Below are 14063 nucleotides of genomic sequence, written 5' to 3' on the forward strand. Positions count from 1 at the left end.
CATGGCTGAGATGTCAACGTTCGGAGACCGGCGCACCGCGCTGGCCGATGCCGTCATCCGCATCGCCTCCACCCGCGGCCTCGAACAGGCGAGTGTCCGCGAGGTGGCCAACGAGGCTGGCGTCGCCATCGGCACCGTGCAGCACTATTTCTCCACCAAGGACGAAATGCTGTCGTTCGCCTTCACCCGCATCGTCGATCGGACGATGGAACGGGTGACGGCCGTCGAGCCCGAACCCGACGTGCGGGTCCGGCTCTCCAGGATCCTGCGCGAGCTGCTGCCGCTGGATGACGTCCGCCGTGCCGAGGCGACCGTCTACCTGGCGTTCTCGGCCCGCGCGGCGACCTCGCCCGCGCTCGCCGAAGTCCAGGCCGAGACGCTGAAACAGATCCGTGGCGGCTTCACCAAGATCTTCTCCGACGCGGGCGCGCCCGATCCGGAGACCGACGCGCTGCTCGTGCTCGGCATGGTCGACGGCCTCGGCCTCGGCGCGGTCAGCGCGCCGGGCGAGACCGGCAAACGGGCGCTCGAAAAAGCGCTCGAGACCTATCTGGACCGGCGATTCCCCGCTAGCTCGCCGTGACCCGCTTCGCCGCGAGACGCTCGGGCTTGGGCCAGCGCACATTGCTCGCCCACCCGAGCTTCTCGAACATCCAGATCACCCGCGCGGACACGTCGATCTGACCGCGCAGCACGCCGTGGCGGGCGCAGGTCGGGTCGGCGTGGTGGGAGTTGTGCCACGACTCGCCCATCGACAGGATCGCCAGCGGCCAGAAGTTCGCCGCCTTGTCGCGGCTGGCGAACGGGCGCTCGCCGAACAGGTGACAGATCGAGTTGACCGACCAGGTCACGTGGTGCAGGAACGCGATGCGCACCAGTCCCGCCCAGAAGAACGCGGTCACCACACCCCACAGCGACCAGGTCAGCAGGCCGCCGAGCAGTGCGGGCAGCGCCAGGCTCAGCGTGGTCCACAGCCAGAAGTAGCGGTTGACGACCTTGAGGTCATCGTCGGCCAGCAGATCCGGCGCGAAACGCTCATAGTTCGTCACCTCGCGCTTGAACATCCAGCCCATGTGCGAGTGCCAGAAGCCCTTGATAAGCGCCGAAGCGGACGTGCCGAACAGCCACGGCGAGTGCGGGTCGCCCTCGCGGTCGGCGAACGCGTGGTGACGCCGGTGGCTGGCCACCCAGAAGATCACCGACCCCTGCACGGCCATCCCGCCCGCGACGGCCAGCGCCACCCGCAACGGCCGTCCCGCCTTGAACGCGCCGTGGGTGAAGTAGCGGTGGTAGCCGACGGTCACGCCCAGCGTCCCGAGCGTGTAGAACACCGCGGCCAGCGCCAGGTCGACCCAGCCGAGCCCCCAGCCCCACATGATCGGCACGGCCGCGACCAGCGCGGCGAACGGGATCAGCAGGAACGCCTTCAGCACGATCATCTCGAGCGTCGAACGCTGTCCCTGCACTAGTGGCTTGGGATCGGACGCGGGCACGGCTGTCATAGGTGCACCTCGGGGTCAGGCGGGGGAATCGGGTGTTCAGTATGAAACACCCGGGGCAAGGGCAGCCTAAACTGTCCCGCCGGCCGACCGAGTTACGGAATGGTGGCGACCTCGGGTGCGGCAGGCGTATTCACCGTGACCGGCCCCCGGTCCCGCGCGGCGCACCACAGCGCGGCGGTCGCGATGATGACCAGCGCCGAGCCCAGCACATGGAACGACACGAGCGCCTCGGGCACCCCGAGCGCGTACTGCAGCGACCCGAGCCCGCCCTGCGCGACCGCGATCACCCAAACGAGTACGTAGCGCTGCCAGAGCGTCTTGGGCGTGTCCTGGCGCATCAGCTGCATGCCGAAGACGGCCAGGACGATCAGGTAGGCCACGAGCAGCCCGCCGTGCACCTGGACCAGCGTCTGGATCGGCGCGTCGAGCCGGTGCGTGTCGGGCCCGCCGCCGTGCGGTCCCGCCCCGGTGACGGTCGTGCCCGCGACGAGCACGGCCCACATCGTGACGACCAGCGCGGTGAGCGTCGCCTTCGGCGCGAGCCAGCGCGGTTCCTCGTCACCCTCGTTGAAGGCGTGCAAGAGCAGGACGGCCATCCAAACCAGGGGAGTGGAGACCAAGAAGTGGATCGCGACCGTCCACCACTCGAGCTTCGCGAGCACGGTCATGCCGCCGACGACGGCCTGCAGCACGACCCCGCCCGGCATCGCCCACGCGAGCTTGACGAGACGTGTCCGCCGCGGCTGGTCGATCTGCACCCGCCACGCGGTGATCACGCACAGCGCGGCGACCAGGATGACGACCCCGGTCAGCATCCGGTTGCTGAACTCGATCCACTGGTTCAGCGCGGCGTACTCGGGATGCGCCTCGGGCACGATGCTCCCGCCGACGCACTGCGGCCACGTCGGGCACCCGAGCCCCGACCCGGTGACCCGCACGACCGACCCGGTGACCCCGATCCCCCCTTGCGCCACCACGGCCGCGATGGCCACCGCGCGCTGCACGCGCCGCGAAGGAAGGGGCAAGCGAGCGACAAGGTTCCGGAGCACGCGCGAATAATACTCGTGAGCGTTGCGGGCGGTTCTAACCGGCGGCATCACTCACGACAGTTATCCACATCGACTTCATCCATCCACAGATTTCGCGAGGGCGGTTCCGGTGGCCGCCCAGAGCCGCAAGCTGGGTGAGTGCCTTCGAATCAACGCTGGTCCGAGCCGACCAGAATCCCACCCGACCAGCTCGGTGGCTGGCAATCTTTGCTGCGAGAACAGCATGGTGTCGTTTCGCTCGCGCAGTTGCGAAGCTACGGCCACAGTCATCACGACATCAAGGCGAACGTCGAGGCCGGCCGCTGGCAGCGGATACTTCCGCGCACTTATGCGACCTTCACCGGAGAGCCCGGCCAGTCGGCGAAAATGTTCGCCGCGATTTTGTATGGCGGAGCTCACTCAACGCTCAGTCACAGCACTGCCGCCGAGGAATGGGGGATGGCGCGGATCAAGGACGGACCGGTGGAAATCACCGTGCCGTACACCAGTTCCGCGACTTCGCAGCCGCCACTCGTCACAGTGCATCGGTCGCGTGCGTTGCGCCACATCACGTTGGCGACGAATCCGCCACGAACGCGGCGAACCGACACCATCGTCGATCTCGCTGTGGCGGCTGAGACGCCGCAGGCGGCGTTGTATCTCGTCGTCGACATGGTGAGCCGCCACGCCGTTTCGGTGCCGGAAATGCTCGCATGCGTGGAATGCCGTCCACCACGGCGCTATCGCTCAGCGATCGCTCAAGGTTTGGATCTCGTCCGGCGAGGCCTGATGTCGGCGCTGGAAGTCGAATACCAAGAGCGGGTGGAGGCAGCTCATGATCTCCCGGCGGGTGACCGGCAGACGCCGTTCGTGGTGGACGGCAAGACGCTTTGGGAGGACGTCACCTATGACGGTGCCGGTGCTCCGCTCACGGTGCGCCTCGACGGCAGAGCCACTCACAGCATGGCGGGCGTGGCTTTCCGCGACCGACGCCGTGACAATGCCGCGGAACTGGCTGGACGGTCGCGGCTCGTCTATGGCTGGCACGACGTGCACGGCGACCCATGCGGGGTGGCGCGCGAAGTGACCGAGGTGTTGGCCAGGTTCGGCTGGCGACCGATTCCAGGGGCTCGTGAGTGTTGCCGACGGTTAGAACCGTCGGCAACGCTCACGACCCCCACTACGTGAGGCGGGTGGTTTTGCTGGCGAGGGCGGCGGCGGCCGCGGCCCAGAGGGTGAGCACGAGCGCGGGTTGCCACGCGAAGGTTCCGTCGACCGTGGCCGCGTGTAGGCCTTGGGCGAGTGCGCCGGACGGGATGAGCTCCACGACGGCGGCCACCCCGGACGGCAGCGACGCGGGCGCGAGCAGGATGCCGCCCGCCAGCAGCAGCACGAACCAGACGATGTTCGCCAGCGCGAGCACCGCCTCGGCGCGCAAAGCCCCGCCGAGCAGAACGCCCAGCGCTCCGAAGCTCAGCGTTCCCAAGACCAGGAACACCACCGCACCGGCCACACCGGACGGCGACCAGCCCAGGAAAGCCGCGACGACGCCGAGAACCAGAGCCTGCAGCGCCACCACGACCAGAGCCGCGACAAGACGTCCCGCGACCAGAAGCCACCGAGGCAACGCGGTCGCCGAGAGACGCTTCAAAACCCCGTAACGCCGGTCGAAGCCGAGTGCGATCGCCTGGCCCGTGAACGCGGACGACATCACCGCCAGCGCCAAGATCCGCGGCGTCACCGAGTCCACACGGGACAGTCCGTCCTCGGCGGGCAGGATGTTCAGCAGGGACAGGCCAAGCAGAAGTGCCAGCGGGATCAGCAAAGTGAGCAGGATCTGCTCGCCGTGGCGTAGCGTCAGGCTCGCTTCGACGCGGGCGTGCGCGAGGAGCATGCGGCCGAGGCGGCCGCGGCCCGGCGCCGGCTTGAACGTTCCCGGCTCGAAGACCGTCATGAGCGCAGTTCCCGTCCGGTCAGCTCCAGGAAGACCTCTTCGAGCCCGCGCCTGCCGACGTGGAGCTCCTCCGCCAGCACGCCCTGCTGCGCGCACCAGGCCGTCACGGCCGACACGACCTGGGGGCTGACGTGGCCTTCGATCTCGTACGAGCCCGGTGACAGCTCGCGCACCAGGTACCCCTCCGGCAGCGCGGCCGCGAGCAGCTCGGTGTCCAGCCGTGACCTGGCCTTGAAGCGCAGTTGGCCGGTCTCTTCGGACGTCAGGTCGGCCGGCGAGCCGGACGCGATGACGCGGCCGTGGTCGACGATCACCACGTCGTCCGCCAGCGCCTCGGCCTCTTCCATCAGGTGGGTGGTCAGCAGCACGCTCACGCCGTCCGCGCGCAGCGCGCCGAGCAGGTCCCAGACCACGCGCCGCGCGGCGGGGTCCATGCCCGCGGTCGGCTCGTCGAGGAACACCAGCTCAGGCCTGCCGACGATGGCGCACGCCAGCGAAAGCCGCTGCTGTTGCCCGCCTGACAAGCGCTTAAACGGCGTCCGCCGCACTGAAGAAAGCCCGAGCACGTCAAGCAGCCAAGCCGGATCCAGCGGCGAAGCCGCGCAGGCCGCGACGAGCGACAGCATTTCCGAAGCGCGCACGCCGGGATAAGCGCCACCGCCCTGCGGCATGACGCCGATCCGCGGGCGCAGCGAAGCGCCTTCGCGCACCGGGTCGAGGCCGAGCACACGCACTTCGCCCTTGTCAGCCTTTAAGAAGCCTTCGCAGATCTCGACGGTCGTGGTCTTGCCCGCCCCGTTGGGACCGAGCAACGCCAGCAGCCGTCCACGCTCCATCCGCAGGTCGAGACCGTCGACGGCGGTGGTGGATCCGTATCGCTTCACCAGCCCGGTGATCTCGACGGCGGGGGTGCTCACGACAGGCAACGATACGGCTTAGGCCGCCACCGGCGTTTCCGGGGCGGACCGCTTGAACAGCATCGGCGCCAGGTGCCGCACGAGCAGCGCCGCCAGGATGATCACGACGATCCCGGCCAGGTACGCGAACGGCACCACGTACGTCCGCCCGGTGAACGTGCTCCCGGTGGTCGGCGTCAGGAACGGCAGCACCACGCTGACCACCATCGCCGCGTGCCGGAACCGCGAGGTCCCGGCGGCCGCGGCCAGCGGGATCACCGCCCACAGCAGCCACCACGGCTGCATCGCGATGTGCAGCATCATGAACGCGCCCATGGACACGCCGAGCCCGATGATCGGCCGGTAGCGCCAGCGGAAGCTGTCCCAGAGGAACTTGACGGTGATCGCCGCCGCGACCGCGTACCCGATCAGCCCGATGATCGAGACCAGCGAGTCCGTGTGGTTGCCGAGCCCCAGCGTGATGCCCAGTACACCGGACAGGCTCGCCAGCTCGTTGACCGGCGAGATCCACGACCGCACGATGCCCGGCGTGCCGAGCGCGCCGATCCAGCCGAAGCCGAGCCCGCTGCCCAGGCACAGCGCCACCGTGACCACGGCGAACACCGCCAGCATCAGCGCGGCCGCGCGCAGCAGGTCGGCGATCTTGCCGTGCCAGCGCCGCGCGATCATCACGCCGAAGAACGGCAGGCCGAGGAACGCGTTGATCTTGACCATCGCGCCGAGGGTGATCACCGCCGCGCCGAGCACGATGAACAGCAGCTCGCCCTTGGCCAGCGGCGGCGGGATGTCGCCCTTGACCCGGACCGGCAGCCTGCGGATGCCGATCTCCAGCCCGGCCATCATCAGCCCGATGCCCAGTGCCTCGTTGTGCGTGCCCGCGACCAGGTGGAAGATCACCAGCGGGTTCAGCGCGCCGAGCCACATCGCGGTCGCCGGCTGCACGCCGAACCGGGTCGCCAGCCGCGGCAGCGCCCACACGATCAGCGCCAGGCCGACCAGCTCCAGCGCGCGCTGCAGCAGCACGCCGGTCGCCACGTGGTTGCCCGCCAGCTCGTTGAGCCAGCCGCCGATCCGCAGGAACACCGGTCCGTACGGCGCGGGCGTCTGCTGCCACATGCCGGAGACATTGTTGGTGAACGGGTCCGCCTGGCCCAGTGCGATGGCCGGGCCGAGCGCGTAGGGGTCCATGCCGCGCCGCACGATCTCGCTTTGTGCCAAATACGAGTACACGTCGCGGGAGAACAGCGGCGGGATGAACAGCAGCGGCGCCACCCACATGGCCAGCGTGCGGGAGAGCTGACCGCGCGAGGCCAGCCGTTCGCGTGACGGCTTCGCGAACCGGCCGAGCAGCACCCACGCGAAGACCAGCAGGCCGACGCCGGTGAACGCGATCGCCAGCGACACCGTCGGGATGCGCGCGAACAGGCGCAGCACCGGGATGTCCATCACCGGGTTCGCGATCGGGGCCGCGCCCGCGCCGAGCGAGCCGAACGCCAGGAACAGCGTGCCGACCGTGCCGAGCCTGCGCACGACCGTGAGCGCGCGCGTCTCCTCGGCGTTCAGCGGAGCCGTGTCGTGCGGGCGCGGGGGCGTGACGGGGTCAGACACGGCCACCGCCGCCGTCTCGGCTGTTTCGTCCTGCACTGCCACGCCGGAAGGGTATCGACTCGCCCCCGCGGTGATACCGGTCACTGGGTTAGCACCCCGCCTTTGCTCTTCGAACGGAAATACGACACACTTGTGTTGTGAAAAAGACCGGCGCCGAGGAGCAGATGGGAACAGCCATGTCCCCGTCCGTGCCCGCGCAGGTCGGTGCTGAGGGCCGCACCCGGCACGAAGTCGCCAGGTTGCTGCTCGAGCAGGGTCCCATGAGCGCCGTCGTGGTCGCCGAGCACCTCGGCATCAGCCCCACGGCCGTGCGCCGTCACCTCGACACGCTGGTGGCCGACGGCCAGGCCGAGACCAAGGACGCGCCCCGCCGCGGCCCCCGCGGCCGTGGCCGCCCGGCCAAGCTCTTCCTGCTCACCGAGTCGGGCCGCGCCCGTTTCGGTCACGCCTACGACGACCTCGCCGTCTCCGCGATCCGGTTCCTGTCGGAGCACGCAGGCGAGGACGCCGTCCGCGCCTTCGCCGAGAGTCGCGTCGCCGCGCTCGTCGAGCCGCACCGCGAGGCCATTACCAGGGCCGAAGAGCCCACCGAGCGCGCGGAGGCGCTTGCCGCCGCGTTGACCAAGGAGGGCTACGCTGCCTCGACCCGCGAGGTCGGGCATGGCGAGCAGCTCTGCCAGCACCATTGCCCGGTCGCCCATGTCGCCGCGGAGTTCCCGCAGCTGTGCGAAGCCGAGACAGAGGCTTTCGCGAAGCTGCTCGGCACGCACGTGCAGCGGCTGGCGACCATCGCACACGGAGACAACGTGTGCACCACACACGTACCTGCCGCTAAGGCGGGTATTGCACAAGAAGCACGGATCCCGGATGGAGGGAAACCCGCATGACTGCCGCTGCCGAGCAGCGCACTCCCACCACGACGCCGCTGAGCCAGGAAGAGACCATCGAGTCCCTTGGCAAGTACGCGTTCGGCTGGAGCGACTCCGACGAGGCGGGCGCCAGCGCCCGTCGCGGACTCAACGAGGATGTCGTCGTCGACATCTCCGAGAAGAAGTCCGAGCCGGAGTGGATGCGCGAAGCGCGACTCAAGGCGCTCAAGCTCTTCGACCTGAAGCCGATGCCCAACTGGGGTGCGGACCTCTCCGGGATCGATTTCGACAACATCAAGTACTTCGTGCGGTCCAGTGAGAAGCAGGCGACCTCCTGGGAAGACCTGCCCGAGGACATCAAGAACACCTACGACAAGCTCGGCATCCCCGAGGCGGAGAAGCAGCGCCTCGTCGCCGGCGTCGCGGCCCAGTACGAGTCCGAGGTCGTCTACCACTCGATCCGCGAGGACCTCGAGAAGCAGGGCGTGCTCTTCCTCGACACGGACACCGCGCTCAAGGAGCAGCCGGAGCTGTTCCAGGAGTACTTCGGCTCCGTGATCCCGGCCGGTGACAACAAGTTCTCCGCGCTGAACACGGCCGTGTGGTCCGGCGGCTCGTTCATCTACGTGCCCAAGGGCGTCAAGGTGGACATCCCGCTGCAGGCCTACTTCCGGATCAACACCGAGAACATGGGCCAGTTCGAGCGGACCCTGATCATCGTCGACGAAGACGCCTACGTGCACTACGTCGAGGGCTGCACCGCGCCGATCTACCAGTCCGACTCGCTGCACTCGGCGGTCGTGGAGATCATCGTGAAGAAGGGCGCCCGCTGCCGCTACACGACCATCCAGAACTGGTCGAACAACGTCTACAACCTGGTCACCAAGCGCGCCAAGTGCGAAGAGGGCGCGACCATGGAGTGGATCGACGGCAACATCGGCTCCAAGGTGACCATGAAGTACCCGTCGGTGTTCCTCATGGGCGAGCACGCCAAGGGCGAGGTCCTCTCGGTCGCGTTCGCCGGCGAGGGCCAGCACCAGGACGCCGGCGCCAAGATGGAGCACCTCGCGCCGCACACCTCCTCGACCATCGTGTCGAAGTCGGTGGCGCGCGGCGGTGGCCGCACCTCGTACCGCGGCCTGGTCAAGGTCGCGAAGCGGGCGCACCACTCGCGCTCCAGCGTCGTCTGTGACGCGCTGCTGGTCGACACCATCTCGCGCTCGGACACGTACCCGTACGTGGACATCCGCAACGACGAGGTGTCGATGGGCCACGAGGCCACGGTCTCGAAGGTCAGCGAAGAGCAGCTGTTCTACCTGATGTCCCGCGGTCTCGACGAGGCCGAGGCCATGGCGATGATCGTGCGCGGGTTCGTCGAGCCCATCGCGCGCGAGCTGCCGATGGAGTACGCGCTCGAGCTGAACCGGCTGATCGAGCTTCAGATGGAAGGGTCAGTCGGCTAGTGGCTGAGAACAACGTTGCCGAAGCTCTGCGTGAGGGGGCCGTCATCCCGGCGGCCTCCCGCGCGGAGCGGTTCACCTCGTACGACGTGGAGGCCTTCGAGGCGCCGCGTGGCCGTGAGGAGAACTGGCGTTTCACCCCGATGAAGCGGCTGCGTGGCCTGCACGACGGCACCGCGGTCGCTTCCGGCGAAGCGACCGTCGAGATCGAGGCCGCCGAAGAGCTGGTCGTCGAGACCGTCGGCCGTGACGACTCGCGGCTCGGTGTCGCCGGTGTGCCGAGCGACCGGATCGCCGCGCAGGCGTACTCCGCGTTCGCCAAGGCCACCATCGTGACCGTGCCGAAGGAGACCAGCGCCGCCAAGCCCGCGGTGCTGCGCACCAACGGCCCCGGCGAGGGCAAGGTCGCCTACGGGCACCTGCAGGTGCGGGCGGAGGCCTTCTCCAAGGCCACCATCGTGCTCGACCACGTCGGCTCCGGCACCTACGCGGACAACGTCGAGTTCGTCATCGGCGACTCGGCGAACATCACCGTGGTCAGCGTCCAGGACTGGGCCGACGACGCGGTGCACGTGTCCGAGCAGCACCTCAAGCTCGGCCGCGACGCCAAGCTCAAGCACATCGTCATCACGCTCGGCGGTGACCTGGTCCGCGTCTCGCCGACCGCCACCTTCGCCGACCGCGGCGGCGACGTCGAGATGCTCGGGCTGTACTTCGCCGACTCCGGCCAGCACCAGGAGCACCGCCTCTTCGTCGACCACGCCGTGCCGAACTGCCGGTCCCGCGTGATGTACAAGGGCGCGCTGCAGGGCGACGACGCGCACACCGTGTGGGTCGGCGACGTGCTGATCCGCGCGGCCGCCGAGGCGACCGACACCTACGAGCTCAACCGCAACCTGGTGCTGACGCCGGGCGCGCGTGCCGACTCGATCCCCAACCTGGAGATCGAGACCGGTGAGATCGAAGGCGCCGGGCACGCGAGCGCCACGGGAAGGTTTGACGACGAGCAGTTGTTCTACCTTCAGTCGCGCGGAATCGGCGAGGAGGCCGCGCGGCGGCTGGTCGTGCGCGGGTTCTTCCACGAGATCCTGGTCAAGATCGACGTTCCCGAGGTGCGCGAGCGCCTGGAGGCCGCGATCGAAGCCGAGCTCGAAGCCGTTGGCGCCTGAGCGTCAGTCCACAACAGACTTTTAGGAAACAGAGATATGCCAACGCTGGAAATCAAGGACCTGCACGCCTCGGTCACCACCGAGGAGGGCCCCAAGGAGATCCTCAAGGGTGTCAACCTGACCATCAAGTCGGGCGAGACGCACGCGATCATGGGCCCCAACGGCTCCGGCAAGTCCACTTTGTCCTACGCCATCGCCGGTCACCCCAAGTACGAAGTCACCTCCGGCGAGGTCCTCCTCGACGGCGAGAACGTGCTCGAGATGAGCGTCGACGAGCGCGCCCGCGCGGGCGTCTTCCTCGCCATGCAGTACCCCGTCGAGGTGCCGGGCGTGTCCATGTCCAACTTCCTCCGCACCGCGGCCACCGCGGTCCGTGGCGAGGCCCCCAAGCTGCGCCACTGGGTCAAGGAGGTCAAGGACGAGATGAACAAGCTCGAGATCTCGCAGGAGTTCGCCGAGCGCTCGGTCAACGAGGGCTTCTCCGGCGGCGAGAAGAAGCGCCACGAGATCCTGCAGCTGGCGCTGCTCAAGCCGAAGATCGCCATCCTCGACGAGACCGACTCCGGGCTGGACGTCGACGCGCTGCGCGTCGTCTCCGAGGGCGTCAACGAGTTCAAGGCGAACAACGAAGCCGGCGTCATGCTGATCACGCACTACACCCGCATCCTGCGCCACATCACCCCCGACTTCGTGCACGTCTTCGCCGACGGCCGCATCGTCGAGTCCGGTGGCAAGGAGCTCGCCGACGAGCTCGAGGAGAACGGGTACGTGAAGTACACCGGCAAGGCCGAACCCGCCGCTGTCTGATCATTCTTCGCGACTACTACACCGAGAGGAGTTGGCCCGATGACCACCACCACGGCTAACTCTGTGCCGTTAGACGTAGCGGCCATCCGGGCCGACTTCCCCATCCTGTCCCGCACGGTGCGGGACGGGAAACCCTTGGTGTACTTGGATTCCGGAGCGACCTCCCAGAAACCGACGCAGGTGCTCGAGGCCGAGCGCCGGTTCCTGGAGACCTCCAACGCGGCCGTGCACCGCGGTGCGCACCAGCTCGCCGAAGAGGCCACCGACGCCTACGAGTACGGCCGCGCCCGTACCGCCGAGTTCGTCGGCGCCTCCCCGGACGAGCTGGTGTTCACCAAGAACGCCACCGAAGGCATCAACCTGGTGGCGTACGCGATGAGCAACGCCGCCACCGCCGGCCCCGAGGCTTCGCGTTTCGTGGTCGGCCCCGGTGACGAGATCGTCATCACCGAGATGGAGCACCACGCGAACCTCGTGCCGTGGCAGCAGTTGTGCCAGCGCACCGGCGCCACCCTGAAGTGGTTCGGCGTCACCGCGGACGGCCGTCTCGATCTGTCCAACCTGGACGAACTGATCACCGAGCGCACGAAGGTGGTCGCGTTCACGCACCAGTCCAATGTGCTCGGCACGATCAACCCGGTCAGGGTCTTGGTCGACGCCGCGCACAAGGTCGGCGCGCTCGTCGTGCTCGACGCGTGCCAGTCGGTGCCGCACTTCCCGGTGAACTTCCACGAGCTCGGCGTCGACTTCGCGGCCTTCGCAGGCCACAAGATGCTGGCCCCGTACGGCATCGGTGTCCTTTATGGACGCCGCGAGCTGCTCGAGGCCATGCCGCCGTTCCTGACCGGTGGCTCGATGATCGAGCTGGTCCGGATGGAGGGCACCACGTTCGCCGCGCCGCCGCAGCGGTTCGAGGCGGGCACCCCGATGACCTCCGAGGCGGTCGGCCTCGGAGCGGCCGTCGACTACCTTTCCGTGCTGGGCATGGAAAGGGTCGCCGCGCACGAGCACGTGCTCACCGAAGCCGCGCTCGCCGGGCTCGGCGAGATCCCCGGCGTCCGGGTCGTCGGCCCGACCGACATGAAAGACCGCGGCGGGCTGGTCTCGTTCGTCATCGACGGCGTGCACCCGCACGACTCCGGGCAGGTGCTGGACAGCCTCGGCATCGCCGTGCGCGTCGGGCACCACTGCGCCTGGCCGCTGCACCGCGCCTGCGGTGTCGCGTCCACCGTGCGCGCCTCGTTCTACGTCTACAACGAACTGTCCGAAGTGGACGCCCTGGTCCGGGGTGTTCGCGAGGCGCAGCGCTTTTTCGGGGTGGCGTAAGTGAACCTGGAGAGCATGTACCAGGAGATCATCCTGGACCACTACAAGAACCCGCACGGCCGCGGCCTGCGCGAGCCGTTCGACGCCGAGTCGTTCCAGGTCAACCCGACCTGTGGCGACGAGGTGACGCTGCGAGTGAAGGTCGACGACGGCAAGGTCGCGGACGTGTCCTACGACGGCCAGGGCTGTTCCATCAGCCAGGCCTCGACCTCGGTGCTGACCGAGCTCGTCGTCGGGCACACCGTCGAAGAGGCGTTCGCCACCATGGACGCGTTCGTCGAGCTGATGCAGGGCAGGGGACAGGTCGAGCCCGACGAGGACGTGCTGGAAGACGGCATCGCCTTCGCGGGCGTCGCGAAGTACCCGGCGCGCGTCAAGTGCGCGCTGCTCGGCTGGATGGCCTTCAAGGACGCGGTAGCCCGAACCGACAGTGGAGTTGAAACCGCATGAGTGAGACTGAGACCACTCCTGAACACCGCGAGGGGCGCACCGCCGCCGACCTGCCGGACCAGGTCGAGCCCGCGGTCGAGCTGGCCAAGCTCGAAGACGTCGAAGAGGCGTTGCGCGACGTCGTCGACCCCGAGCTGGGTATCAACGTCGTCGACCTCGGCCTGATCTACGACATCCGCGTCGAGCCGGACAACTCGGCGACCATCGACATGACGCTGACCTCGGCGGCCTGCCCGCTGACCGACGTCATCGAGGACCAGACCGCGGCCGCGCTGACCGGCGGCGGCTCCGGCGGCCTGGTGAGCGACTTCCGGATCAACTGGGTCTGGATGCCGCCGTGGGGGCCGGAGAAGATCACCGAGGACGGGCGCGAGCAGCTGCGGGCCCTGGGCTTCACGGTTTAGCTTTTTCGTATGAAGGGAGCCTTCATCCAGCCCGGCTGGATGAAGGCTCCCTTCATTTTCGCGGTCACTGCATCCGGTCGTGGATGGCGGCGTGGAAGAGCGGCTTGCTCGTGTCGATACCGCCGCCCTCCCAGCGCACCGCGTTCGTCTCCTCGGCGCCCTCCAAGCGGATCTCCAAGTAGGCCGGGACCGTGTCGCCGTCGGTCCAGTGCAGGTCGACCTCGGCGCCACCGGGGCCGTCGACGATGATCTTCTCCGTCGGCCAGTAGGTATCGCGAGTCGCGATGGCGGGAATCGGCTCCCAGTCCTCGTTCAGCAGCCGCACGTCATAGACGTGACCGGTGATCGAGCACTCCGAGATCGGTGCGACCGTGGCGAAGAACAGCCCGGACCCCTTGATGCCGTCGTGGGGACTGCCCGGGCCGTTCGCGGACAGCTCGATGTCCGTCCAGTCGCATTTCTTGACCGTCGTGTCCGCGGAGGCCACACCCGTGATGACGGCCGCGGCGCCGATGCCCGCGAGCAGCAGTGCGGTGAGTTTCGTCTTGATCCCCATGGTCTTCTCCCCA

General features: G+C 68.3%; 15 protein-coding genes. 9 read left to right on the top strand and 6 right to left on the bottom strand.

The window, feature by feature from the left end; all coding sequences use genetic code 11:
• Nucleotide 1 precedes the first annotated feature (1 nt).
• Nucleotides 2-583: a TetR/AcrR family transcriptional regulator gene (locus tag BLV57_RS24840; RefSeq protein ID WP_091292578.1), complete on the top strand. Its 582-nt coding sequence runs from the start codon at nt 2-4 to the stop codon at nt 581-583.
• Here the strand turns inward: BLV57_RS24840 and BLV57_RS24845 are convergent.
• Together BLV57_RS24845 and BLV57_RS24850 are read right to left on the bottom strand one after the other, a co-directional pair.
• The gene (locus BLV57_RS24845) at nt 570-1502 is read right to left on the bottom strand and encodes an acyl-CoA desaturase (RefSeq protein ID WP_091292580.1); all 933 of its coding nucleotides are present in this window, start codon (nt 1500-1502) and stop codon (nt 570-572) included. The genes BLV57_RS24840 and BLV57_RS24845 overlap by 14 nt on opposite strands.
• Before the next feature lie 92 nt (nt 1503-1594).
• The gene (locus BLV57_RS24850; protein ID WP_091292581.1) at nt 1595-2599 is read right to left on the bottom strand and encodes a COX15/CtaA family protein; all 1005 of its coding nucleotides are present in this window, start codon (nt 2597-2599) and stop codon (nt 1595-1597) included.
• A 90-nt stretch (nt 2600-2689) separates the two neighbouring features.
• Here BLV57_RS24850 and BLV57_RS24855 point away from each other — a divergent pair, with 90 nt between their 5' ends.
• Nucleotides 2690-3718, top strand: a complete 1029-nt coding sequence (locus BLV57_RS24855) for a hypothetical protein (protein ID WP_245757503.1) — start codon at nt 2690-2692, stop codon at nt 3716-3718.
• Here the strand turns inward: BLV57_RS24855 and BLV57_RS24860 are convergent.
• The 3 genes from BLV57_RS24860 to mptB are packed head-to-tail and all read right to left on the bottom strand — an operon-like array spanning nt 3711 to nt 7051.
• Complete coding sequence (locus BLV57_RS24860; RefSeq protein WP_091292583.1) at nt 3711-4484, bottom strand: ABC transporter permease; 774 nt, start codon at nt 4482-4484, stop codon at nt 3711-3713. The two genes, BLV57_RS24855 and BLV57_RS24860, sit on opposite strands and share 8 nt — an antisense overlap.
• Nucleotides 4481-5401, bottom strand: a complete 921-nt coding sequence (locus BLV57_RS24865) for an ABC transporter ATP-binding protein (RefSeq protein ID WP_091292585.1) — start codon at nt 5399-5401, stop codon at nt 4481-4483. The genes BLV57_RS24860 and BLV57_RS24865 overlap by 4 nt, the downstream gene beginning before the upstream one ends.
• A gap of 18 nt (nt 5402-5419) precedes the next feature.
• A complete protein-coding gene (gene mptB, locus BLV57_RS24870) occupies nt 5420-7051 on the bottom strand; it encodes a polyprenol phosphomannose-dependent alpha 1,6 mannosyltransferase MptB (RefSeq protein ID WP_425426032.1) in 1632 nt (543 codons plus the stop codon).
• Nucleotides 7052-7173: 122 nt separating this feature from the next.
• On the opposite strand from mptB, the gene BLV57_RS24875 reads away from it, so the two are divergent.
• Genes BLV57_RS24875 through BLV57_RS24905 form a run of 7 tightly spaced genes read left to right on the top strand, consistent with a single transcriptional unit; the run spans nt 7174 to nt 13494 of the window.
• On the top strand, nt 7174-7896 hold the full coding sequence (locus BLV57_RS24875) for a helix-turn-helix transcriptional regulator (RefSeq protein ID WP_091293222.1): 723 nt from the start codon (nt 7174-7176) through the stop codon (nt 7894-7896).
• Nucleotides 7893-9341, top strand: coding sequence for a Fe-S cluster assembly protein SufB (gene sufB / locus BLV57_RS24880; protein ID WP_091292587.1), 1449 nt, complete (start codon nt 7893-7895; stop codon nt 9339-9341). The genes BLV57_RS24875 and sufB overlap by 4 nt, the downstream gene beginning before the upstream one ends.
• Nucleotides 9341-10507, top strand: coding sequence for a Fe-S cluster assembly protein SufD (sufD, locus tag BLV57_RS24885; RefSeq protein ID WP_091292588.1), 1167 nt, complete (start codon nt 9341-9343; stop codon nt 10505-10507). Before sufB ends, sufD begins: the two co-directional genes overlap by 1 nt.
• 36 nt (nt 10508-10543) lie before the next feature.
• Nucleotides 10544-11314: a Fe-S cluster assembly ATPase SufC gene (gene sufC / locus BLV57_RS24890; protein WP_091292590.1), complete on the top strand. Its 771-nt coding sequence runs from the start codon at nt 10544-10546 to the stop codon at nt 11312-11314.
• Between the two features lie 39 nt (nt 11315-11353).
• Nucleotides 11354-12640, top strand: a complete 1287-nt coding sequence (locus BLV57_RS24895) for a cysteine desulfurase (protein ID WP_091292592.1) — start codon at nt 11354-11356, stop codon at nt 12638-12640.
• Complete coding sequence (gene sufU, locus BLV57_RS24900) at nt 12641-13090, top strand: Fe-S cluster assembly sulfur transfer protein SufU (RefSeq protein WP_091292593.1); 450 nt, start codon at nt 12641-12643, stop codon at nt 13088-13090.
• Nucleotides 13087-13494 carry a metal-sulfur cluster assembly factor gene (locus tag BLV57_RS24905; protein WP_091292595.1) on the top strand — a complete coding sequence of 136 codons (408 nt, stop codon included), beginning with the start codon at nt 13087-13089 and terminating at the stop codon, nt 13492-13494. Before sufU ends, BLV57_RS24905 begins: the two co-directional genes overlap by 4 nt.
• Nucleotides 13495-13558: 64 nt before the next feature.
• Here BLV57_RS24905 and BLV57_RS24910 read toward each other — a convergent pair whose 3' ends face one another.
• Nucleotides 13559-14050, bottom strand: a complete 492-nt coding sequence (locus BLV57_RS24910; RefSeq protein ID WP_091292597.1) for a hypothetical protein — start codon at nt 14048-14050, stop codon at nt 13559-13561.
• Nucleotides 14051-14063: the final 13 nt, after the last annotated feature.

The sequence above is a fragment of the Amycolatopsis xylanica genome, assembly GCF_900107045.1.
In the GTDB taxonomy this organism is placed as follows: Bacteria; Actinomycetota; Actinomycetes; order Mycobacteriales; family Pseudonocardiaceae; genus Amycolatopsis; species Amycolatopsis xylanica.